We start from the raw sequence: 21,759 nt of genomic DNA, 5'->3' as shown, positions 1-21,759 counted from the left end.
CAGCATCCAGAATGATATGGACTGCCCCGCGTGCGGGTCCTCGGTAACACTCGAAGTCGGGCCGGACCACCCGCTTTCGGCATCACCCACCGACGCCCTACTTGCAGCGGATGAAGACGAGTGCATAGAGGTCTCACGGAATTGTTGGAACTGTGGATGGCACGAGGAGCGGAAGGTTTGCGTTGCCTCAATCGAGACGACCGAGGGAGACGAGGCTGCTATCGAACGAGCTGCACTTCTCGACGAGATTACCGACGAATCTGCGGCGATCGAAAGTCTAGCCGCGCTCGAAGATGCCTTGGCCGAGGTTCGCCGGAAGCGACGATTGGAGCAATCGACAGCTGATACTGACGCGGATACCTCAGAGTGAGTGCCGATGTCCGGATCAGAGACTCCCTACGACGTTCGCGAACGTACCGAGAATCCAGAGCATGCATCAGTAGACGACGTGGTAGAACTTGTGTTCGAGCGCGCCCAGCATCCCCGGACAGATCACCAGGACGGGCATCTCGACGAGCTAATGGCGAGTGTCGTCGACAGGCACGGGAACGGCCCTGTTCGTACCGTTATTCAGCGTGTTCTCGTTGGCGGTACGCCTTTCCGGACCGCCACTTACAATCTCGAAATGGCCAACGTCGACGGCGTTCGTATCGGAACGACCGCAGGCCTGTTCCTCAACGAACTGAACTCACAGGGCGATTGAGTCCAATCCTGATACCGCCCCTCAGAAGGTTCCGAGCAGAACCCCCGGCAGCCTTGGGTAGTGTATTCGACAGTCCTCCACGTCGGGTCTCCCATGCGATATACCCGAGCTCCATTTCGGAGATATCCTACAACAACTAGGGTACATACGGACCGAAGGCAATTAGGAGCCCACTCAGCATGTGGGGCCACTCGTTCGACAGCTTCCAATTCTCGATCAACAAGTGCAGATACCACATACCGACCACGGGTAGGAGCCCACCGGTCTGGACTACAACGAACGGTAAGGGTTCGACCAGCTGAGGAATCACAACGTCGACCAGGAGGCCGGCGCCGACACCAACTCCGAGGATAATCTTGACATCCCCCCGCGCCTGAAGACGCGGGAATCCCACGGCACCGCACCGCTGGATTGGGATATTAGGGTTTGCAGTCCACCACTTGTTCCTGCGGTTGGAATCCGCAGGACAAGTCATACAGGTAGACTCCGGGCTGTGCCAACCAGCCGGTACTCCTATCCTCGTCCAAACTGGCCGAAGACTCGGGGTTACTTTCGTCGTTGATATTCAGACGGATGTTCTCCGCCCCGTTCACGTCTGCGTTGAACGCCCCATCACACTCTTCACATACGAACAGGCCACGCTCGACGCGCTGGCTATCGTCCTCTCTACCGCACACACAACACGTCTTACTCGTGTCGCGCTCCGACACTTCCACAACTTCGATGCCCTTGACCTTCGCCTTGTACGTGAGTATCGACGTGAAGCGGTCGAACGCCCACCCGTGCAAGTCGAGGTTGCCGTGCTTGCCCCAGTTTTTCGACTCGCCATTCTCGTCCTCACGGACACCAGCGAGCTTCCCGACGTTGACTCGGCCAACCTCCTTCTCGACACACTGCTCGGTGATGTGCTTCGCTAAGGAGTGGAAGAAGTGAGTGCGGCGCTCCGACCACTTCGAGTGTAACCGAGTGGCTCGTTCGCCACCCGAGTCGTCACATTTGGCGATTTCTTTCGGGAAGTAGTAGCCGTCCTGTTTCAAGCGGTTGCCGGGGTACAGGTCGGTTTCCTCGGTGCTGTAGGCGACAGCGGCGAAGTTGCAGATGCCGAGGTCGATACCTGCTGTCTCCTCGCCGGGTGCGGTGGGTGTCTCGATTTCGTCTTTGCAGACGAGGTGAAGTTCCCATCGTCCCTTCGCCTTGTCGTAGATGGCGCGAACTTGTTGCAGGTTCTCGACGGTGACGCCGGGACGAGTTTCGTATTCGAGAAGGATGTATTCCCACGCTTTTGGATGTTCCTTGTGATTAGCGCCTTTCGAGAGTCTGACTCGGTTGTTCTTGGTGTCGTGTTTGATACCGTTCTGCTTCCACGTCACCGTGCTACGCGGGTGTTCTTCGTGGACGCGGTTTCCGTGGTCGTCGTAGTAGTTTTTCTTGCGGTAGCCGGGCGGATTCGCTCGGTCATCAGACTTCCTCTTAGCATACCATGAATTGAAGGCTTCAGCGAGTTCCTCCAGAACGCGCTGACTGGACTGCGAATGCAGCCCCTTGTACATATTGTGGGTCTTCAACTCGTCTTTGAGGTCGCCGTGGTCGGGAATCTTGCCCGTATTCTCCCACACTTCGCGGGAGTGGTAGTTGGCGACGTTCCAGAGTTTGCTAGCCGACCACCCGTGTCGGTCAAGTGGTTCCTCTACCTGCTGGTGGTTGAGGATTTTCGCTTGGTGGGTGCGGTGAACTTCTAGCATTCTGAACGTCTGTATAATCACTTATACTCGTGTTTGTGTAAAAATTCGGATTGAGAATGTGGAATATCCAGCACTGCTATCGACGGTGGACTGTGTCCGAGTTGTCGGATTCATCCCGCGCCTAAAGGCGCGCGGATTCTTCTCGCTCTTTATAATCGCATCATAGATTCCAGACATTCGGGTTCTGATAGTGAGCATACGTTTGTAAAGCATCACCGTCGGCGTGTCAGATCTTCCGGAGCGCCCAGAACGAGGATCTGCTTCGGGGTAGATTCATTGAGGCCATCGCCGCGGCCAGCGTGTACGGGGCCTGCCGGTGCAATGTCCTCTCGTGGTTGGTGGATGACAGCATCGAGATGGCCTGCGTCGCGGAGTCACGGGTCACGAACGCCTACAAAACGCTGAACGGAGAGTTCGGACTCCCTGCCGAACCCATTTCCCTAGCATGCTCGTGCCGCGACTCGCCTCGGATTTCGAGTGTCCGGACAAAATCCGTCAGCGGGCTCGAACCCTCGCGGAGGAGAGCGACTTGACGACGGGCGCAATCCGGCCGGGTTCGCAGCGGCCTGCTTCTACAAGGCCGGCCGCGTAGAGGACCGATGGCTGACTTAAGATGACCTTGCCGAGTCCGGTAACGTCATGCCAACTACGGTTCGGAGACATCACGAGACGTTAGAGGAGCAAATAGCCTGACAATACCTGTGTACAAGCTCTGCCATTAGATAGTTTTCTCAGGAAATTATTTGTTCCTAGAGCGCGTAACACCCAGTATGACCGAGACGTGGGACGACGTCAACGAGCAGGTCAAAGCGGACTGGAAAGACGATACCACACCGTTTGAGCGGGTGTACGAAATAGTCGAACAGACCCATGACGGGCAATCGGCAGCTAAGATTGCCGACCGGGCTCTTGTGAGCGAGCCGACTGCCCGTCGCCATTGCAAGACCCTCGTGAACACCGGGTTCGCGGAGACGGAACAGGATGGCCAAACAACGCTGTACAAGCGCAACAGCGACCGGGTTTTGATGTCCCGAATCCGCGAGCTGCGTGAGGAGGTTACTCGGCCGGAGTTGCTTGACAGTATCCAGGATATGAAGGCCGAAATCCGACGCTACGAGGACCGTTACGAAGTGGTGTCTCCAGAGGAACTCGCCCAGCAACTCGACGCCGACGAGACGGATGGCTGGGACGACCTCACCGCATGGCGCACGACGCGGCAGAATCTCGCCGTTGCCCAAGCAGCACTCGCCTACGACGAGGCTAGTCACCAGCTCGCTGTATGAGCGATGACGACCGCGCCGGCGAGTTCGGACCGATCTATCTTCCGGCACTCCAGCGGATTCGTGACCTCTGGCTCGAACTCGAGCCGTTAGTCGATACAACGTCGTATGATGACATCGTCGCACCCACGGAACTGCAGATCAGTCTCAGCGACGGGCTCGGCGACGCCGAGAGCGCTCGGCTCGATATCCAGTGGAGCGAACTGGGGATGTATTCGTTCCATTATGTCGATAGCGGCGACGTCAATTGGCGCTTCGATCGCCACCCCAATACACACTCTCCCGAGATCCATTTCCACCCGCCGCCCGAGGCCGCGACGACGGACGCCGAACCGTCCTGTATCGGGGTGACCGAGGTGTCACTCGTGACGCGTGCAGTTCATGCGATGTGGCGGGCAGCGTACGAGAACGACCACATCGATCAGCTGAATAGCGCATCAAACCCCCCGTAAGCCGACATTAGCGCATGGTTCGGTCAGCCACGTCGATCATCTGGTCGCGAGCAGCTTCGACATCCGAGTAGAGTTCCAGTGCATGCCTGATGAGGCGGCGGTCGTCCAGATTCTCCTCCCACTGCGTGATTACGTCGCGGCGTTCTCGGAGCTCGGCACTTGTGAGGTCGCCGTTGGCGAGTGACTGTTCGAGCTCCTCCCACGTCTCGATGTCGTAGGTCGCCTGCCACTCCTCAATCTCCTCGGTGATTGCGGTCAATTCGTTCCGCAACTCCTCGCGCGTGTTTGTCTCGATGAGCGTACGGATCTCCTCAAAGAGCAGTCGCGTGTAGTCCGGCTGGTAGCACGTCGTCTCGCCGGCCTCGACGCGGCGCAGCTGGCCTTGTTCGACGAGAGCCTGGAGTTCCTCGTTGGTCGTGCTCCAGGCGGCGTCGGCCTGCTCGCTGATCCAGTTGACCGAGCGGGGTTCGCGAAGCGTCTCGACGACTGCCCGTATACGGTCGCGGGCGCTCATCGACTCAGTCCACGACTGGACCCCATCTCGCGAGGATTCGAACATGGTTGGCACCTCTTATGACAGTGTTGGCGCTATACTCTCATATATATTTGTACACTCTCGCATAATTGTGAAGTGATTTCGAGCGAGGGCGTCCGGACGTTGAAATGCCGGTTCTGTATTTCCAACCATCTCGGGAGTGAAGCCATCAGCATGGAGAGGCGGCATCGACGACTGATTCAAGATCGGAAAGCGCATCGTTGGCGGCGTGTTAACCAACACTGGAGGGGCCTCAAGCGGATTTGTTGGTTAAGACAAGCGGACACTTCCGCTCGGGAGGTATCGAAGGAAAGGATAGAGTTCTGAGTTCGTTGCTGAACTCGGGGGGTGTTAGTAGTCGTTACAGTTCGGTTGGACAGCTGTAGGACTCTCGCTAGTGAGAGAGACGTACACTGAAGTTCTCACGGCGGTTTTGGGAGTGTTCAGTGGTGAACCTCCTGGGGCCGGAGTTCTTCGTACTCAGAGCAGCTGTCGACACCAGCACGGTCGAGGCAGATTGGGTGATAGAACGCCCGGACATCGCTGTCGTAGGACATCGAGCCGGATTGCTGTTGGCACACCCAGCAGGCTGAGGAATCCCATGCACTATCCGAAGATAGGTGGGTATCAGTCTGCTCATCCGCTCCGTTGGAGACAGTCTCACCGGCGGTGGGTTGCGCCATCGTCGATTGACGGGTGACGGTAGCGATCTCGGCAGACATAATCCAATTCAGCCAGTCCGAATCGGGCCATTCAGTCGAGGTATCGCCAGTGTATCTCGCCATTGCGTTCGCAGATTCGCCCGTAGACTCGTCTTCACTGGCAGCGTTGCTGCGCTTGTGGGTCGGAGGCGTAGGGCGGTGTTGCGTTGGCGGTCGTCTCGTTGACGTTCGAGCAGCCTTCTCGAGGATGCGAATGTCGCTATCCCATCGAGAATTAAGTGAGGGCTGGTCATTGAACTCGCCTTTGCGGAAGTCCGTGAGACGAACCAAATCGCCTTCGTTCGGTTCCACAAAGATGCTCTCAGACACAATAACCTCGCCGTCGGCATCATCTGGATCCGAAGTCGAACGGGTGATGACTCGTTCGCTGGGTTTCCAGACTGCAACGTACGCGAAGCCGGAATCATCCTCCAGAATAAACCCGAACTTGATCTTCGGATTATCCGGATAATACACTCGCTTCACTCGTCCCTGAGTGGAGACATACCCCCTCGTAGAGTAGGTATTGGTGTACTGGATGTTGCCAATCTTCAGTACGTTCCGAGGATCGTGTTTCTCCAGTTCTGATTGGCTCAGGACTGCAGATGAGAGATCGCGTCCATCTAACACGCAGCGTGCTAAGACGGATGCCATCTGGACAGGCGTCTTCGTTCGAATTTCGTGGGCATGCGGGAAGTCCGTATAGAAGCGCTTGGCTTCAGCCAAGACTTCAGGCACACTCTCAGGATAGCTTGCTTCGAGTTCTCGAAGCGGGTCTGATTGTTCCTGAACCGATTGTTCGAATCGCTCGCTACGTCGCTGTGGGACGATGCTGTTCTGCTCCTCGCGATAGATCGCTAAGGCATCAGTGTGTGCATCGAGTACAGCAGCAACGCCAGACGTCTGACCGTGTTGGTCGATTCCGTTGGTCACCTTCTTGAGCTCGTAATCGAGTGCAAGTCGGCGTTCGATACCTGGAATCGAGGACCGCGAGTACTGCTCCGGGTTTGGAACGATTGCTCCGAGTGGGAGCGTCGAACCATCCGGGAGTGATACTTCGAGGTCGCTCGGTTCTATCCCCAAAGCAGACGCAGGCGTCTGCTCTGCGTTCGGGATGTAGTCACGCGAACGGAGTCGAAGCGTCCGGAAATCGAGTTGATTCCATGGGACGAGCTTCTGGTCCGTTGGCGTCGTGGTATCAGCGGAACCACTGGGGTAAGATTCATCGAGGCCAGAGGACACACCAACTAACTGATCGCCAGTCGGGTCGGTGAGTTTGTCTGCGCCTTTCAGGATAAGTGCGCTGCTCGGCGGAACAGAGTCAGGTTCGGACAGTGCATCGGGTGCGCTGCCGATCATGTTGATCTCTGCCCTCCGTTCGTCGCTACGAGAGGGAACCATGGGTTGCCCATCGAACCATCCGTAGCAGTCGCTCTCGGGGAACGTCGCGCTTTCCTGCCCAGCCACGTCCCAGTCAGCAGGAATGTCGTCACTGCGAGCCTCGACCGCATTGAGGCCCATGTAGCGTCGGACATACGGGGACTGGGGAACGTCGCCATGGTGGGTGTCGGTACTACCGCTCTTCTTGTGATCGTCCTCGTCGGAGCGATCGCTGTTGCTGTCGCTGTTCATGTAACATAGAAAGCAAGCCGATGCTTTCCAGTCTCTAAAACGCTTGAACTGAGTATAACTGTAGCTGCTGATTACTTCGCTATCAGGCGATTATCGAAGGATAACCACACATAATCCACACATCCACCGTGGGGGCTGTTTTTGTGGTGTTCACTGTCTTGGTATCGGTTGATTTCTAGTGGCTTGCCTGTTCAGAAGTGGCTCAGGAATATTGAAAGGAAAGGCGAGGTTTGCCTTTCTATGTTACATGGGACCGTTCAAGGTCCGTCTTCGGATACGCTGAGCGTGGATATAACCATAGCGGTGGAGGTGGTTTGCTTCGGACGACGTTTCACGCCTCCAGAAGCAAACAGAGGGGTAGATGCACTATTCTACAGTCGAGATATTCCCGAGTCAAGAATAATACTCTAAAGTATCATACTCTAGAGTACGATTCTCCAAAGTATTATTATCTGTGAGGGGTTATGTGGACCATGGTGGATTTCGTAAATCGGACAGAGGAACTCTCTCGGCTTCATTCCCTATATGAGTCCGAGGAAGCTGAACTCGCCGTGATATTCGGACGACGTCGACTTGGAAAAACAGCGTTGGTTAAGCAGTCTCTCGAAGCCTATGATGATGCCGTGGTGTATCAAGCGAAACAGAAAACCACGGACCTTCAACTCCAGCAGTTCATCGATGCGGCTTCTGACACATATCCGGGCGTGAAACGAATTAGAGAGGACTGGGAGGACGTTCTTGGATATCTCGCTGAAGAGGATGCGATTATCGTTCTCGACGAATTTCCGTATCTCGTTGAGCAGGACGAGAGTCTTCCGTCCGTATTACAAGCGATGTTCGATCACGAACTCGATGAGTCTGCTGCGACGTTCGTGCTTGTCGGGTCGTCAATCAGTATGATGGAAGAAGCTGCGCTGCTGGGCAATAGTCCACTGTATGGCCGCTCGTCGCTCAAGCTGGATATCAGACAGCTCCCGTTCGCGGCTGCGATGGAGTTTTTCGATGACGCCTATACCCCGGCTGAACAGGTCCTTACGTGGGGTGTCTTCGGTGGCGTTCCATACTATTTAGAGGAGGTCTCTCCTGGGGCCTCACTCGGAGAGAACATTCAGGAAACCATCCTTTCCCGGCACGGGACGCTCCATGACGAACCAGACTACGTCCTCCGTATGGAACTCAGGGAACCGACGCGATACTTCTCGATTCTTGAGGCCATTGCAGGTGGGAGCACAAGTCGGAACGAAATTGCGGGGACGACTGGCATCGCTTACAACCAGCTCTCAAAGTATCTCAAACGGTTGTCTCGGCTCCGTTTGGTCGACCAGCACGTTCCGATCACGGAGCAGAAAGAGCGGAGTAAGCGGAGTCGGTATCGTATCCGGGACCCGTTCTTCCGCTTTTGGTTCCACTTCGTCTACGGTACTGGAGAGCAATATGACGAACTCGGTATCGATGCATATGAAACACTGATAGAACCTGAGTTACCAGATTTCGTTAGTCGATCATTTGAAGACCTCTCTTGTTCGGCGCTGCGTACCCTCTACCCAGACCATACTATTACGCAAACCGGGCAGTGGTGGTACGATGACCACGAAATCGATGTTGTTGGTCTGACCACTGCTGAGACGCTAATCGTTGGTGAATGTAAGTTCCAACAGTCACCGCTGGGATACGACGCACTCTCGAAACTCGAGAGTCACACAGCAGAACTTAGATGGACGCCTGATTCTGGTGGAGATCGAACTGAGCGATATGCACTTTTCTCACGCAGTGGCTTCAAATCGTCAGTCGAAGAAGCTGCTGCAGAACGTGACGACCTCCGGCTCTTCACCGTTGGAGATGTTGTGAAAGCACTGGATGGGTCAGAGACTGCTCGTTAATCTCTTGCCACCGATATCATTTTGAACCACGCCGAGATGGGCATGTCTTCCTCCATAGCCTCCCCTGTTCGAGACGAACGACGACAGCGTCCCCACGGCGGAGTTCTAACACGGGCTCTTTAATCAAGTCCGTTCCACGCCTCAGCCGATGTCACGTCCCACTCCCCTGACAGTGAGATGGCGTTCTCAGATGCATCTTGGTATGCCGCTGCCAGTTCTTCCTCTTCAGGTCGGTCTTTGTCCACTGTGACCACAACGACTATACTCTGATTTCATCCGCGCAAGCATATTTTTTTCAGCACTCTCTCTTCTTTATGAGTGGGTGGTAGTGCGACTCGCGGCTGGATGATACACGATTCGTGTTCACTCATCGTTCAGCTCTCGGAGATTCGACAGTCCTCGCTCGAACTGCTTTTGATGGATAGGCGACCCGGATTCGATTCGCTCTAGCAGGAATTGCTCGAACGACTCGTACTCAGAGCGGGAGAGATTGGCTGCAACGACAGACTCGACGAAGCCGTCCAGGCCCTCGCTGAAGACCGTTGCGTAGTGGTCGTACGCTCCATCGACGAGTTCGATATTGTCGTCGATTCCAGCCACGAGCCCGCCGTAGACCGCTGCAGCCTGACGGTAGCACTCACGCTCTTCATATCGTTCGCCGAGTTCGATGAACCGACTGAAATCGATTGCTTCAGTGACGACCGGGTACTCTGTGGTATGCTCCTCGAACAGTTGGGCGACGTCTTCACGATATGCGTCGTGAGACTTTCCAGATGCTGTACCGAATGTGGCGAAGAACCGATCTAGCATCCCAACATCGCGAGCAAGTTCTTCGCGAACAAACGCTTCGAGTGCACTGCTGTCGATCTCTTCGAAGACGTCATCGATTCGCTTACCTTCGTCCTCGGGCAGATCGTCGGAGAGAGACAACAACAGAGCAACGACATGTTTGCACTCCCCCGATCCGTGGTATGGACAGGTACACGACGGATTGTAATTTGGCTCGGAGAGTGAGAGCGTCACATCGTATAGCTTCGATCCCTCGACTGTGGCGGTGATATGGTCACCCACACGTCGTCGCTCATGGATGCGACCGTCGGTGTAGTAGTTCTGACCGCGTTCGAACACAGCGTCGGTGCAGAGTTCTTGAATCTCAGATTGGTCTACTGGCATCGGTAATCTGGTTCACTTTATATTGTTCTCAGAGCGTTCAATTGCCTTGCCTTCCGATGTAACTTGCTCAAAAGGTTCGACGCATGTGATGCGTTCTCTGAACCCTGAAATCTCGAGACTGAGTTCCTTTGACACATACTCCATTGACTTTGGTTCATTCTGTGAGTGTCACCTCGTAGTCAGCCGCCAATTCTTCGAACACGGACCATTCGGGAAGTCGTTCCCCCTGATGGGCTCCATGATTTCTCAAATATCGAAGCAGTGTGTTAATTTCATCTCCCAAACCGTACTTCGACGCGGTTTCCCGAAGATCGCTCTCGTCGATATCGACGTGGCTGAGGAGTAGCAAACAGTACGACCGATAGCGGGAACCATCGTCAATCAGCAGAGTGTGACAACACAAATCCGCTGGTTCGACCGCTTCAATATGCTCCGAATAAAAGTAGTAGCGCTTCTCGGTTAGGAGAAACTGAAGATCATACACAGCGAACCTAGCTAGTCCGGTCTCGTGAAACCCTTCAGCGTTGAGTTCCGATTCAGCCTGTGCGAGAAATTCGTCGTATCCTTCCCAGAGAATTGTTCCTCGGGACGTGGCTGCTTCGAGGTGCTGGCGATGCAGATGATGTACGAGTTCATGGGCGAACTCGTTGAGTCGGTCGAAATCCTTGTTGAACCGGTACTGGCCATCGTCTGAACCCACGAGTCCACGGTTTCGCAAACGCTTCAGGATGCGATTGACGGTATTCCGGTAGTTGCCGCTCGCGTCGGCAATTTCAGCGACTGTACGAGGCTCGTCGAGATAATAGAGTATTTCGAGACTCTTTCCGGTCAAGAGATCCGGAAAGTGGATGTGTGAGTATTCTCGGACAAGGCCTTGGTAGACTTCGACGACACGCGCATCAGAGAGACTGACCCGCTTTCGACGACCATCTTTTTCAGTGTGACAGAGCCCCTTCTCGTTGAGAGCGGAGATTGCTCGGGAAACATAGCTCTCACTGTGGTCAAGTTTCTCTGAAATCTGGGTGATCGTATCACCACGTTCGGCGGTGGCGAGGACTTCGAATTCGATTCTCCCAAGCACAATGTAACACTATACGAACCTCATTTATACAATAGTTTCTAATATTGTTACAATAACGGGATGCAAGCTGCCCAGTCCTGTTGAATGGTACCATTATTCTATGCGTCGCTACCTTTTACTAACTCATTGTAGTTGTCCACAGTACGGGTTACAACTACGGCACGGACCCGGTGATGACGAACGATGAAGGTCTATCCGAAGATACCGCGCTACGATCATCCAGTCGTCAGTGATTCGCTGTTCGAGGCTGAGGATCTTACACTCCTTGAGAAGTTCGACGGGAGTAGCTTCCGGTTTACCCTGTATGACGACCGCTATGCAGAATTCTACCCGGACCAGGTCGAATCTGCAGCGGATGGCGATGGCAGCCTTGTTTTTGGGACGCGTAAAGCCATCAGGGGCTGTCATCAGGATAATATCGATGATATCGACGGCGCACTCCACCGGGCAGTTCGCTGTCTTCGAGATGGAATTGATACAACGGTTCTCCGTGGATTCCACGACGAGTATGAATCACCGCTGGTGATCTATGCCGAGAACCTCGTCTATTCGACGTTGGACTATGGGTACACTGAACGAGAACTGCCGGCTCTCGTCGGATTCGATGTACTGCCGTATGCAGAAACCGAGACGATGACGCCCCCTGGTAATCCATACGAAGAGACGTTCGAAGGATTCCTCTCACTGGAGGCGGCCTGGGACCTCTTTGAACAAATTCGCATCGCGGATGTTCCAGTTGGTGTCTCGTTTGTTCCTGCGGAGATCATTGAGCCTCCCAGCGAAGATTTTGACCCGAAGTCTTACGCATTCCCGACATCGTCGCTGGCCACGGATGTCACAGTTGAAGGAGTCGTTGCAAGGAGTGACGAGCACGGGCAGCGAACCAAACTAGTCCGTGAAGAGTTCGAGGAACTGAATCGCGAGCAGTTTGGCCGCCGGCCCGAGGATGCGGAAACAGGTGCTGAGTACGTGGTCGCGTGCTACTGTACGCCAGCACGGATTCGCAAGCAGATTCGCACGATGGTCTTAGAGGAGGGTCGTGAGTTTGGTCTCCACCTCAACGATGACCTCTACCCACGGGTTGTCGAAGACATATGGGCAGAGAACTGGCCGGAGCTGATGAATCTCGATATCGCGCTCACACCTGCCGACGTGTATCCTCTGGTTGCTCAGCGGTGTATCACCGAGCTTCGAAAGATGCAGACGAACGCCGAACTAAACGAGACAAATCCGACAGCGGTCTGGGAGCATCTTTCCTGAGTCTGTCTGTCATAAATTGCGCTACCACTCCTTCTGTCTGGCTTTCGAAAGGTTAGTTACCGATTCGCTGTCTGTTGTAGCACGAAGATGAGTTTCTCTGGCGACTGATACTGGAGATAGCACGGGTCTGCTTGAGGTGATCGCTTCCACGCTAACAGGTTTGTAGCCTCCAAAGCAGGTGGCGAGGAGCCCAGTAATCCTATACGAGACTCCTTCGTAAACCGACCCAGAACGTGGTTGGTGTCAATTGCTCCATTGGCTTGAGCTGGGTGCTGCTCCCTGCGGTTGACCGACGGATGAACTGGTTCAGCAGCTGTGAATTCCTCCCGAGCCAGAACCGGAACTTACCATGACTGACAATCAGCGACCAGACGAGATTGCGCACCAACTCGTGACGAATGTCGATTCCCCTGTACGGATCTATCTCGAAGATAGCACGGCGACGATTCCGCTTGAGCCGTGTCGAGGCACCACGCCCACCACAACGACTGTCCCACTTGAGTACTTTGACGCCGTCATAGAGCAGGCTTCGATCGAAGACGGTGGACTCACCCTGTTTAGTATGGATGGGCTCCATCTTCCAGAATCCGAGTGGTCTCGGACCGGCCTTGATCGCCACTGGCGCCACGAAGATGCTGATCTTGCTGATCCGTTCTTTCCACCACAGCGCAAGCTTGAGGTCTGGGCGAGTCGGGAGGATGGGCTCTACAATGCGACTGAGCCATATGATTTCTCACACCTCGATGGCATTCCTGCAGACTCACCACTGTTGCTCGAATGGAAAGCAAGCGCCCCAGAGGAGGATCCCGAACGCCCTCCTGTCCCCTTTGACCGCCCAAAGCTCTCCGTTCGAGCGTTGCGTGCCGAGGGAGTTACCGATGTGCACGGCTTCGACCGTGTGGATGTCGGCCGAATAGCCCGAGTCGAGATTCTCGAAGCAATTACCGAACAGCCAACAAACCCGGACATTCAGCCCCGCGAGGTAGATTTCTCGCCGCCATCACTCCATCCGGAGATTGATTACGAGGAGATCGACCCACTGCCACAGTCAAAGAGGGTACTTCAAGCAGTGTTCACCATCAATCGGCATGCGAAGCGTCTCGACGAGGAGGCCGATATGGCTTATCAGCGTGGCGACGGGGCGAAAGCGCGAGTGAAGGCGCTCCAAAAGCGCGCGCTGTATCGGACGAAGACCGTCGCACTTCACCGACTCGGTAAGTCTGAGCCAGATTCGATTCGTGTCGTTCGCCACGAGATTGATGGCAGTTATGAGCTATTGTGCTTCTATTTTGGGGACTATTCGTTTCATCAGCCCCTTGAGGCAGTGGAGTCTGAGTTGCTCGAAGCGACGGCTGGAAGTGATGACCGCTCTGAGATTGAACTTGAGGAAATAGAGTTGGAGCCGTCATCAGCAACTGACTCCTTGGAACTATCACTTCCCGAGGCCGTTGAAGTCCTCCGTCAAAATGGTCTCGAGCCAAACGACTATCTGGACAGTGATGTCGTTGAGGACTTCACTTCCGGGATTAAGATATCCACCACGTTTTAGAGATCTAATACTCCCGCCAGTATTTGCCCCCAAAGGGGGCTGAGGGAGTTCGAGAGGTGGCGATGGTGACATCGTGGCCTTCGTCCTCACGTGGTGTTCCAAGCAATGAGAGCCAACTACAGACAGCGTGGACAGAACCGACTGACGAACGCAGAGATTGAACAGGGTAGCCGCTTCGACGAATTAGATATGCGCGGCCTCTACGCGAGTCCGCATCTGCAGAGTGACTGCTTGGGGACTCGCCTGGAGAACGCCGGCGAACTGTTGCTCGCCGTTCGTTCCGAACCCGAATACGATGAATTCGGGGAGCCAATCGAAGGTACCGGTCAGGTAGAACTCGACTCCCACTGGGTGAACGCTAGCCTCCGAACGAGCGTTGCCACAGATATCGACCCAATAGATCTGGCCGACGAGGATCTCATTGGCCTCCCACTGGAAGCGCAAGAGCGCCTGCATGGGCTTCGATCCGAACGCAAACGCCAGCGTGAGAAAGCCTTGGCTGCAGCTGTAATCGGTATCGACCGAGAGGCTCGTCGACGCGATGAACTCCTCGATGAGCAGCGCAATCGTCGGGAGGACTACCTGGACCGCGTGCTCGGCGCCGGACTCACTCGCTACGACCCCTTTGCCCGACTCGACGACGAAACGGTAGCTAGCGTTCGCGAGACGGCCGCGAAACTGTCTGATCGGTTGCTCACTGGTCCAACACTCGAGGCGCTCGAACACCGCCTTGCGGGCAAGGTTCTCGGTGAGCAGTCACTCTACACAGCGATGTCGAACCTTCAGGATGAGTGCTTCCAGGAGGCAGGCGTTATTCAGCCCATCGCGACGGTCCCTGTTATACCATCAAAGTACAACGTTGAGGCCGACATCCAGGGCGAGGTCACGACACTCTGGCAGCCAAAATCGTCGTCCCAACAGCAGGTCGGCATCATCAAAGACGACACGGGGACAATCAAGTTCACTATCTGGACCCGCTCAGGGCAGGATGTCATCCTCCACGAAGGCGACCTCGTCCGAATCGTCGCCGGAAAGGTCGGAAAGTACAACGACCAAGCGACGCTTGCGGCGGATTCTGAGACGCTCATTACCATCATCGACCGGGGGGATGGTCCGGCGCCGCGGGGCGACATCGCTGACGTCGACTGGGAGGCGGTCAAAGAGCGCAACATCAAGCGCGGAATCGAACAACCCCACCAAGTGCATTCGGCGAAGACGATCCCGGCTATGGGTGCGCCTGGTGTCGAGAAGGTTTCTCGTCCGGTCCATACGCCACCCGCCCGGCTTGATGAGTCGGAGGGCAACGGCGTCGACGCCGGTGAGTGGCTGAAGGCGACGGAAATCTACGAAGAAGGTGGCGCGATTCCACTCCCCAAGTGGTGGCGGACTCAGGATAACGTCGTCACCGTCGACGTCGACGAGGATGCCTCCAGTCAAGCGGTCAATGTTGCTATCCAAGAAGTGGTCGCGAATACGTCAGCACCGGATTCTGACCCTGAAACGGCCGGATTAGAGGTCATTGATACTCCTGAGGCCGGTGACGAACAGTTGGTCGTTCCGGATGGCGGGCAGACCATCCACACGACTCCGACTCCTCCCGGGAAACGCCGATTCTGGGCGCTCATCCGTGATGAAGCGTTGTTCGGAACTGCATTGCAGTCCGCCAGAGAATCCGCGCCAGTGTCGACTGCAACTAGAGATCTCGTCGGTGTCGCAGAGCCTCAGGAAGATGTCGAAACGACGGCTACCTCAGAGCCGGATATCACCTTCCCATCGACAACTGCGACGTGTCCGGAGTGTACTCACGACCGAGCACACTATCGCCTCGTCCAGTTGCGTTCTATCGACGAACCGCCAACGCGAATGCTGACCTGCTGTGAGTGTGCTAATCGATGGCGTGAGGACAACTGATTCAGAATCGTAAACAAAAATCCAGAATCATATAAATACGATTTTGACTTGCAGTTTACGCAGCTCCCTGATTACACCGTTCAAAACACCCGGTTTCTTCCCTCCCAGTGAAGAGAGAGGAGAGCCGGTGAGTCTTTCACTCTGGGATTGTTCTTCCCGCTTTCAGTTTCACGTATCGTGAACCCACTCATCAGCGCTTCCAAGCACTATCATGAGCTTCTACGCTTCTATTTCCGGCTACATCACGTACCGTTCGAACGAACATCTCGAAGCTGTACTAGACTATCTCAAAGATAGAGACTGGATCAATGACAGCGAGCAGTGGCTTGTCTACGGTGATTCAACTCACACCCGAGGCCAGCCCGCTGTCAATCACCACAGCAATTCTCTCTTCATCCCATTTGGACACTATCGCAATTTGGCCCGAGTGACGACGGAACTTTTTGCAGGAGCGACTGAGGGGTGCGTCGTCACCGCATCTACCGATGGTTGCTTCGATGCCTGGCGTGAGACACCGCTTGACAGTGCTTCTGGTGTCTCCCCGGGGGCAGGCGGAGCTGTTTCATCGGTTGAGTGCATCGATCTCCTTGACTATGCACGGCTCCGGGGGCTTGGAACGAGAACCCCCGGCGAACCTGGCTACATTGAGTGGCAGCAGTCTGTAGTCGGTGCATTCCACGATGAGTACAATCCTGATCCCCCTGCGGCTTTGACGCAGTCTGGATCTTAGACCAGTGATGTCTCGATGGAGAGTATTCACTGGATTGACGCTCCAGTTGCTACGTTCTATTGTGACTAAGCACAAGACACCGATTCGGAATTTGAAGCTGTGGCTCTGTTGAAATCCTTAGAAACTGACAGGGATGTCGTTCGAGATACAGAGGGTGTACGCAGCACTCTGACTGTTAATCTTAATCCGGTGGGATGTCACAGTACGTGCTATGAGTAGTGGAATTACACTCTATATTGCAACCAGCGTAGACGGCTATGTTGCCGACGCAGACGGTAGCGTTGACTGGCTGGAAGAGTTTCAAACAGAGCCAGATCGCGAAGAGGATGTCGAGGGATATGCAGAGTTCTTCGAGACCGTAGACTGTCTCGTGATGGGGGCAACAACTTACGAACAGGTTCTCAGCTGGGGGGAATGGCCGTACGGCGACAGGCCGACGTACGTGTTTACTCATAGGAATTTCTCACCCGCAACCGAGGCAGTACAGTTCGTTAGTCGAGAGGTAGCTGATATTGTCCCTGAACTCAGACAGCAAGATACCCACGTGTGGTTAGTCGGCGGAGCAGACCTCGCACAATCGTTCTTCCAAGAACACGAGATTGACTCGATTCGATTGTCATTCATCCCGATTCTGTTGGGAGATGGAATCCCGCTGTTCTCGGGCGAACACGACGAACAGGGACTGGACCTGATCGATACGACGACATTTGACAGCGGAATCGTCGAACACCATTATGAGGTGACCAATTAGAACAGTACATTACTGATTTCGCGCCCTGAGTTCAGCACGACCACAGAAACCTCACCAAATGCTGTCAGAAAAGCCGTGCAAGACTTAGAGCATCTATACAGCACACGGCTATTGTTCGTTTCAGCCCACGAGTGATGAAATAGCTGTGAGGACAAGCCTGCCTATTGAGCAAATACCGTGTCCGTTAGACCACACATTCTTTTGCGACTTGTGTTGATATTGGTGTGATGGAACAGTCTAATGAACAGGAAGCCAGTCCCACCTCCGAACAGAGGCCCTCATTTGGCCACCTACTGCTGGCCTGGTTTCTTGTCGGGTCGTCGTTCTGGACTCTCGGATTCGCTTTGTTCGAGACAGTTCCGGCTGCCATCCCGCTCTCTCGAATGGGTGCTGGGCTGCTGTTTGGAACGATCGTTATTGTCCTGCTCTGGTCAGTCGGCTGGCACCCCTCACTCTCGGCCTGTGCGGGGTACTTCATCGCTGAATCAGCCTTCAATCTGCTACTGCTCCTCGGTATCGCACCTGTGTTCAGTCGTGAGTTGACGCCCTGGACGGTAGTCAGCCTTCATAGCACATCAATTGCATTGGCAGCGGCCCTCGTTTTCACAAACTACGGAAAACAGATACGAAACCGAGCCCGTCAACGAGCACGGTCTCTACTCAAACTACCGTCTGAAGACCATTCACCCAGTCAGGAGTAAGGAAACCTGCATCGGGAACTATTCGGCGAGCGGTAGGTAAATCTCCTGTACTCAGCACGGTCGCTGAAACCCATCATCGGCTCTGATGAAATCCTTAGAAGCCGCTAATCTTTACGACTGAAACCGAAGTGATGCTGTGGCACTCGCTTGTGACGATATGGCTCGACTTGCAGGTGTGCTTGAAGACTTTCTGAGTCGGGACAACCTTACCCGCGGTCAGCAGCGCGGGCTGGCCGACGCGCTCGATCGGGCATTATCGCTTGAGGTAGAAGTCCGGCAACACGTTGAAATACAGTAGTCGAGAACGCTGCTCTGCTGACCTCTCTGAAGGTTAGCAGAAATCGCGTGTTGAATACAGAGAGTGGTTCTTGTGAGTTTGAGATCGCTGATGATAGCGATATAGGCGCTGGTCAGTAAATATTGGGACAATATCTGTCACTCAAACACCGAAATGGTACCCAACGCAGTAGCATGGTAAAACAATATTAATATCTCCTGAATTAGAACTGTTACCAGGGGATTCTGTGCCGATAAACGACAAAAAGCCATCAATCGAGGGGGAGAGTTTGTCAGAAGACAAAATATTCACACTGCTTTCAGCGAAGCGCAGGCGAGAGTTGCTTCGTCTCCTCAAAGAGTCGGGTGGTGAGTCGACGATGGGTGATATCACTATGGAGATCGCCGCTAGTGAACACGATGCAGATGGTAACGCAGGCAAACGAAAAGCAGTGTACGTATCGCTACACCAAACACACGTCCCTCGACTCGTTGAAGCAGGGGTGTTGGAGTCCAACGAAGTCAAAAAAACAATTCGACTCACAGGGCCTTGGCAGCAGCTTCATGCCTATCTTGAGTTTGATCCCGCAATAAAAAAACAGGGGTTGTTATCACGAATGTTTCGACCTCGAACCGGCAGGAAAGAGAAATGATTCTTTGTGATTCTCGAAATCAAGTGACCGACAGGCGCGTTCTATGCAGCAGTTCTTGTTCGGAGTACTCTATGTTTGTCAGTCTGGCGGGACCGATACAGAAGGTGTAGTAGCCAAGCCATTAATGTTCGATTCACACCGTCGATAGAACATAGACACTACAGCAGGCGTCCGAACAATAGACTTAGCAGTGTAATGGCGACAAGGGATTCCTTATTCCCTCTCAGACTCTTCATCGTCGATTACCGAGTCCTTTGAGTCATGCAGGTCCGACAGATCGTATACGTCCACGCTGCCATCCGAGGAGAGGAAGAATCGGTATTCGCCGAGGCAGAAGCTAATCTCACCCGGGAAATCCATGTTCATCGGATTCTGGAACAAATTATCGAGGGCATCGAGGTCAATAATGCTGTATGCAACCGGTAGGTCCGCCAGATCCGCACCTTGGAGCGTGACCATCGCCTCGATAACCGCTTTGCTGGGCCGGCCAACGAAGCGGGCTTGATACTTTGGCTCTGTGTCAGCGAAGTCGCTAATTGTGATGTGATCTGAGGGTCCCTTGCGCCCAGACATAAGGAAGGACTCACCGGGTGCCCTGTGATTCTCGAAATTTTCGTTCTGATCTTGGAGGTTCTCTTTTGACATCTGTTTCTCCGCTGAACTCGTCGTGTAACAGTACTTCTCCCCGCTCAGGAATCCACTCGATTAGCTCAAATGCGACTAGTTTCGGGAGGTGTACATGGATAAGTCGTGCACAGACTTCGTCACGTTCACCGGCTGTAATAGCTGCCGAGGATGTTTGTCGGTCGCGGGCAGCGACGTATTCCGATAGCTCTTGTATCGATACTGGGGTCCCGTTATCGATTAAATACTGAATCACGTGACGGCGCTGGCTCTGCGAAAAGACTTCGAAGGCAACTGACGGCATCGACAACATTTGTTCCAAATAATGGGTATTGTCACTGAATCCAAGTTTAGATGCGAAATGTTCAATCGTATGTGGATCTACCTGCCCGGTTTTGGGAATATTGTGGTCACTCCTTTCGACCATGGGCTTACGCTCGGCTATGTGAGAATATAACTGATTTCGCTGATTGCGAGTGTTTATTATGGTGATTTAGTGTATTGACTCACGGTTGCGTCAGATATGAATACCAGCTGCGGTTATATCTGCTTGGTAGTTTGTTACCGTCTAAAGGGCCAGCTTTGTGTCCGGCAGCAGCAGTATCGGTGTTCGAGCGTCATTCAATTGCTTACAATGGCTGCCCACTGCATATGTGGGCCTTGTAGTAACATATCCGTCCAACCCGTGCTGGACATTTACCTCTCCCGGCCCAGGCGTCGGGGTCATCGGCTGCGCCAGCTCAGCAGCCATTTCAATCGGTTCCACTTGTGGCCAGCACCAGCAAAGACTATGCGAGTTGTTCAATAATTTGCGGGCTGTTGGCCGACTTGTGCCCTGTATTCAGCACGGCCTGAAAAAGCTATTAGCGGCTGAGGATTTCAACAGAGCCGGAACTGTACGGATTCGTAGCGAAAAAATTCTCCACGCCCATTTGTGCGCCCCCCCCCCTGGGATAGGGGCCGACGAACTGTTGTCCCGTAACCAATGTCTACAGAATCTTCACCCACAACCGGTCATCGACATCAGAATCAAGACCGCTCAAAACGCTCTACGGAAGAAACGCCGACGGCCCGGCTAGCATCTGAGCGCTGCTGTCCTGAGTGTGAGAGCGACGACTTGGTCGTTCAACAAAACGAAACGTACTGCGAGGGATGTGGCCTCGTTGTCCACCGTGACGACCTTGATCGTCGCCGGAGGTGGAACTACACCGAGAGTGGACGTGAGCCCGAACGGACTGGCTCTCCAACCACCCATCGGCTTCACGACCGAGGCCTCTCGACCGATATCGGCTACTACCGGGACGGCGCCGGAAACCCGCTCGATGCGAATACTCAACGGCTGTTTTCGCGCCTCCGTCGCTGGGATGCTCAGTCGAAAGTTCCCTCAAAACGAGATAAGTCACTGCGGGATGGCCTTAGCGAAATTGCTCGGTTAATTAGCGTTATAGACCTCTCTGACTCGGTATTCGACGAAGCCGTGGATATCTATCGGAAAGCGTGGGATGCGAACTTGCTCAAGGGTCGCTCTATCGAGGCGATTGCCAGTGGTAGTGTCTTCGCTGCCTGCCGACTGGAACAGCTACCCCGGCATAGAAGTGAGGTCGCCGACGTAGCCCGTGTCGACAGTGATGCGATCAATAACGCCTATACGCAGCTGAATCGGGAATTGGAATTAGCAATCCCACCACCCCTTCCGCAAGATTTCCTCCCACGTATTGCGTCGGTAATCGGGGCGGCCAATCACGTTGAACAACGTGCCCGAGAGCTGCTTCTTTGTCCTGCGGTCGGCAGAGTTTCGAATGGACGACCTCCGTCGGGGGTTGCAGCCGCCGCATTATATCACGTTCAACAGGCTGAAACCGGGGAAAAACGCGCATCTCAAAAGGCCATTGCTGAAGCTGGCTTCACTTCCGCACTCACCATTCGAACGATCTGGCGGAAGCTTCAGGAGCTCGAAGAGGAAGGCAAATTGTGCGAGAACGCCGACACGATCCCTACGTTACACACCCGGTAGTAATCCGGCCAAGCAGTAGCGTAGGAAGATTGAAGAAGAATATCTCCACTGCTGATTTGTCACCCCCGATGCGGTGAGGGGAGATAAGCCTGCAAGTGTGCTACCAAGGAG

20 protein-coding genes and 2 pseudogenes are annotated in these 21,759 nt (G+C 54.4%); 14 read left to right on the top strand and 8 right to left on the bottom strand.

What is annotated here, in order from left to right:
- The first annotated feature begins 16 nt into the window (after positions 1 to 16).
- Positions 17 to 370 carry a DUF8105 family protein gene (locus NDI86_RS17360; RefSeq protein WP_417936287.1) on the top strand — a complete coding sequence of 118 codons (354 nt, stop codon included), beginning with the start codon at positions 17 to 19 and terminating at the stop codon, positions 368 to 370.
- A 6-nt stretch (positions 371 to 376) separates the two neighbouring features.
- Complete coding sequence (locus NDI86_RS17355; RefSeq protein WP_310901635.1) at positions 377 to 703, top strand: DUF8158 family protein; 327 nt, start codon at positions 377 to 379, stop codon at positions 701 to 703.
- Positions 704 to 839: 136 nt separating this feature from the next.
- On the opposite strand, the gene NDI86_RS17350 is transcribed toward NDI86_RS17355, so the two are convergent.
- Both NDI86_RS17350 and NDI86_RS17345 read right to left on the bottom strand, forming a co-directional pair.
- Entirely contained in the window at positions 840 to 1,097 is a 258-nt protein-coding gene (locus NDI86_RS17350) for a hypothetical protein (protein WP_310901634.1), read from the bottom strand.
- A 25-nt stretch (positions 1,098 to 1,122) separates the two neighbouring features.
- Entirely contained in the window at positions 1,123 to 2,445 is a 1,323-nt protein-coding gene (locus NDI86_RS17345) for an RNA-guided endonuclease InsQ/TnpB family protein (RefSeq protein ID WP_310901633.1), read from the bottom strand.
- Between the two features lie 221 nt (positions 2,446 to 2,666).
- Between NDI86_RS17345 and NDI86_RS22155 the strand changes: the two are divergent.
- The 3 genes and pseudogenes from NDI86_RS22155 to NDI86_RS17330 all read left to right on the top strand — a co-directional run.
- Positions 2,667 to 3,138: pseudogene (locus tag NDI86_RS22155) on the top strand (transcription initiation factor IIB family protein); the annotation flags it as partial.
- Between the two features lie 77 nt (positions 3,139 to 3,215).
- Positions 3,216 to 3,728 (top strand): winged helix-turn-helix domain-containing protein, encoded by a 513-nt coding sequence (locus tag NDI86_RS17335; protein ID WP_310901632.1) that lies wholly within the window; start codon positions 3,216 to 3,218, stop codon positions 3,726 to 3,728.
- Positions 3,725 to 4,177, top strand: a complete 453-nt coding sequence (locus NDI86_RS17330) for a toxin-antitoxin system TumE family protein (RefSeq protein WP_310901631.1) — start codon at positions 3,725 to 3,727, stop codon at positions 4,175 to 4,177. The genes NDI86_RS17335 and NDI86_RS17330 overlap by 4 nt, the downstream gene beginning before the upstream one ends.
- Positions 4,178 to 4,184: 7 nt before the next feature.
- Here NDI86_RS17330 and NDI86_RS17325 read toward each other — a convergent pair whose 3' ends face one another.
- Complete coding sequence (locus tag NDI86_RS17325; protein ID WP_310901630.1) at positions 4,185 to 4,736, bottom strand: DUF7342 family protein; 552 nt, start codon at positions 4,734 to 4,736, stop codon at positions 4,185 to 4,187.
- Positions 4,737 to 5,155: 419 nt separating this feature from the next.
- Positions 5,156 to 7,045 carry a hypothetical protein gene (locus NDI86_RS17320; RefSeq protein ID WP_310901629.1) on the bottom strand — a complete coding sequence of 630 codons (1,890 nt, stop codon included), beginning with the start codon at positions 7,043 to 7,045 and terminating at the stop codon, positions 5,156 to 5,158.
- A gap of 473 nt (positions 7,046 to 7,518) precedes the next feature.
- Between NDI86_RS17320 and NDI86_RS17315 the strand changes: the two genes are divergently transcribed.
- A complete protein-coding gene (locus tag NDI86_RS17315; protein ID WP_310901628.1) occupies positions 7,519 to 8,925 on the top strand; it encodes an ATP-binding protein in 1,407 nt (468 codons plus the stop codon).
- Between the two features lie 363 nt (positions 8,926 to 9,288).
- On the opposite strand, the gene NDI86_RS17310 is transcribed toward NDI86_RS17315, so the two are convergent.
- Both NDI86_RS17310 and NDI86_RS17305 read right to left on the bottom strand, forming a co-directional pair.
- Positions 9,289 to 10,098 (bottom strand): SWIM zinc finger family protein, encoded by an 810-nt coding sequence (locus tag NDI86_RS17310; RefSeq protein ID WP_310901627.1) that lies wholly within the window; start codon positions 10,096 to 10,098, stop codon positions 9,289 to 9,291.
- 154 nt (positions 10,099 to 10,252) lie between these two features.
- Positions 10,253 to 11,179 (bottom strand): winged helix DNA-binding protein, encoded by a 927-nt coding sequence (locus NDI86_RS17305; RefSeq protein WP_310901626.1) that lies wholly within the window; start codon positions 11,177 to 11,179, stop codon positions 10,253 to 10,255.
- A gap of 183 nt (positions 11,180 to 11,362) precedes the next feature.
- Here NDI86_RS17305 and NDI86_RS17300 point away from each other — a divergent pair, with 183 nt between their 5' ends.
- The 7 genes and pseudogenes from NDI86_RS17300 (at position 11,363) to NDI86_RS22245 (ending at position 19,010) form a co-directional block, all read left to right on the top strand.
- Positions 11,363 to 12,439, top strand: coding sequence for a hypothetical protein (locus NDI86_RS17300; RefSeq protein ID WP_310901625.1), 1,077 nt, complete (start codon positions 11,363 to 11,365; stop codon positions 12,437 to 12,439).
- A gap of 349 nt (positions 12,440 to 12,788) precedes the next feature.
- Positions 12,789 to 13,988 carry a hypothetical protein gene (locus NDI86_RS17295; RefSeq protein WP_310901624.1) on the top strand — a complete coding sequence of 400 codons (1,200 nt, stop codon included), beginning with the start codon at positions 12,789 to 12,791 and terminating at the stop codon, positions 13,986 to 13,988.
- A gap of 105 nt (positions 13,989 to 14,093) precedes the next feature.
- Positions 14,094 to 15,899: a hypothetical protein gene (locus NDI86_RS17290; RefSeq protein ID WP_310901623.1), complete on the top strand. Its 1,806-nt coding sequence runs from the start codon at positions 14,094 to 14,096 to the stop codon at positions 15,897 to 15,899.
- Positions 15,900 to 16,110: 211 nt separating this feature from the next.
- Positions 16,111 to 16,629: a hypothetical protein gene (locus tag NDI86_RS17285; RefSeq protein ID WP_310901622.1), complete on the top strand. Its 519-nt coding sequence runs from the start codon at positions 16,111 to 16,113 to the stop codon at positions 16,627 to 16,629.
- A 211-nt stretch (positions 16,630 to 16,840) separates the two neighbouring features.
- Positions 16,841 to 17,380, top strand: a complete 540-nt coding sequence (locus NDI86_RS17280; protein WP_310901621.1) for a dihydrofolate reductase family protein — start codon at positions 16,841 to 16,843, stop codon at positions 17,378 to 17,380.
- Positions 17,381 to 18,214: 834 nt separating this feature from the next.
- Positions 18,215 to 18,379: pseudogene (locus tag NDI86_RS22250) on the top strand (hypothetical protein); the annotation flags it as partial.
- Between the two features lie 226 nt (positions 18,380 to 18,605).
- Positions 18,606 to 19,010: a DUF7344 domain-containing protein gene (locus NDI86_RS22245; protein ID WP_470303452.1), complete on the top strand. Its 405-nt coding sequence runs from the start codon at positions 18,606 to 18,608 to the stop codon at positions 19,008 to 19,010.
- Positions 19,011 to 19,223: 213 nt separating this feature from the next.
- Here NDI86_RS22245 and NDI86_RS17275 read toward each other — a convergent pair whose 3' ends face one another.
- Both NDI86_RS17275 and NDI86_RS22240 read right to left on the bottom strand, forming a co-directional pair.
- Positions 19,224 to 19,655, bottom strand: a complete 432-nt coding sequence (locus tag NDI86_RS17275) for a HalOD1 output domain-containing protein (protein ID WP_310901620.1) — start codon at positions 19,653 to 19,655, stop codon at positions 19,224 to 19,226.
- Positions 19,594 to 19,938, bottom strand: a complete 345-nt coding sequence (locus NDI86_RS22240) for a DUF7344 domain-containing protein (protein ID WP_470303458.1) — start codon at positions 19,936 to 19,938, stop codon at positions 19,594 to 19,596. The genes NDI86_RS17275 and NDI86_RS22240 overlap by 62 nt, the downstream gene beginning before the upstream one ends.
- Before the next feature lie 681 nt (positions 19,939 to 20,619).
- Between NDI86_RS22240 and NDI86_RS17270 the strand changes: the two genes are divergently transcribed.
- Complete coding sequence (locus NDI86_RS17270; RefSeq protein ID WP_310901619.1) at positions 20,620 to 21,648, top strand: transcription initiation factor IIB; 1,029 nt, start codon at positions 20,620 to 20,622, stop codon at positions 21,646 to 21,648.
- Positions 21,649 to 21,759: the final 111 nt, after the last annotated feature.

Origin of the sequence: Haloarcula onubensis, assembly GCF_031624605.1 — an archaeon.
Taxonomy (GTDB): domain Archaea; phylum Halobacteriota; class Halobacteria; order Halobacteriales; family Haloarculaceae; genus Haloarcula; species Haloarcula onubensis.
The sequence above is the reverse complement of the archived record's forward strand: the minus strand, read 5'-3'. Positions and strand labels throughout refer to the sequence as shown.

Bases quoted from the DNA above. Each gene is read 5' to 3' on its own strand.
- NDI86_RS17360 (WP_417936287.1), top strand. From the start codon at position 17: ATGGACTGCCCCGCGTGCGGGTCCTCGGTAACACTCGAAGTCGGGCCG.
- NDI86_RS17355 (WP_310901635.1), top strand. From the start codon at position 377: ATGTCCGGATCAGAGACTCCCTACGACGTTCGCGAACGTACCGAGAAT.
- NDI86_RS17345 (WP_310901633.1), bottom strand. From the start codon at position 2,445: ATGCTAGAAGTTCACCGCACCCACCAAGCGAAAATCCTCAACCACCAG.
- NDI86_RS17335 (WP_310901632.1), top strand. From the start codon at position 3,216: ATGACCGAGACGTGGGACGACGTCAACGAGCAGGTCAAAGCGGACTGG.
- NDI86_RS17330 (WP_310901631.1), top strand. From the start codon at position 3,725: ATGAGCGATGACGACCGCGCCGGCGAGTTCGGACCGATCTATCTTCCG.
- NDI86_RS17325 (WP_310901630.1), bottom strand. From the start codon at position 4,736: ATGTTCGAATCCTCGCGAGATGGGGTCCAGTCGTGGACTGAGTCGATG.
- NDI86_RS17320 (WP_310901629.1), bottom strand. From the start codon at position 7,045: ATGAACAGCGACAGCAACAGCGATCGCTCCGACGAGGACGATCACAAG.
- NDI86_RS17315 (WP_310901628.1), top strand. From the start codon at position 7,519: ATGGTGGATTTCGTAAATCGGACAGAGGAACTCTCTCGGCTTCATTCC.
- NDI86_RS17310 (WP_310901627.1), bottom strand. From the start codon at position 10,098: ATGCCAGTAGACCAATCTGAGATTCAAGAACTCTGCACCGACGCTGTG.
- NDI86_RS17300 (WP_310901625.1), top strand. From the start codon at position 11,363: ATGAAGGTCTATCCGAAGATACCGCGCTACGATCATCCAGTCGTCAGT.
- NDI86_RS17295 (WP_310901624.1), top strand. From the start codon at position 12,789: ATGACTGACAATCAGCGACCAGACGAGATTGCGCACCAACTCGTGACG.
- NDI86_RS17290 (WP_310901623.1), top strand. From the start codon at position 14,094: ATGAGAGCCAACTACAGACAGCGTGGACAGAACCGACTGACGAACGCA.
- NDI86_RS17285 (WP_310901622.1), top strand. From the start codon at position 16,111: ATGAGCTTCTACGCTTCTATTTCCGGCTACATCACGTACCGTTCGAAC.
- NDI86_RS17280 (WP_310901621.1), top strand. From the start codon at position 16,841: ATGAGTAGTGGAATTACACTCTATATTGCAACCAGCGTAGACGGCTAT.
- NDI86_RS17275 (WP_310901620.1), bottom strand. From the start codon at position 19,655: ATGTCAAAAGAGAACCTCCAAGATCAGAACGAAAATTTCGAGAATCAC.
- NDI86_RS22240 (WP_470303458.1), bottom strand. From the start codon at position 19,938: ATGCCGTCAGTTGCCTTCGAAGTCTTTTCGCAGAGCCAGCGCCGTCAC.
- NDI86_RS17270 (WP_310901619.1), top strand. From the start codon at position 20,620: ATGTCTACAGAATCTTCACCCACAACCGGTCATCGACATCAGAATCAA.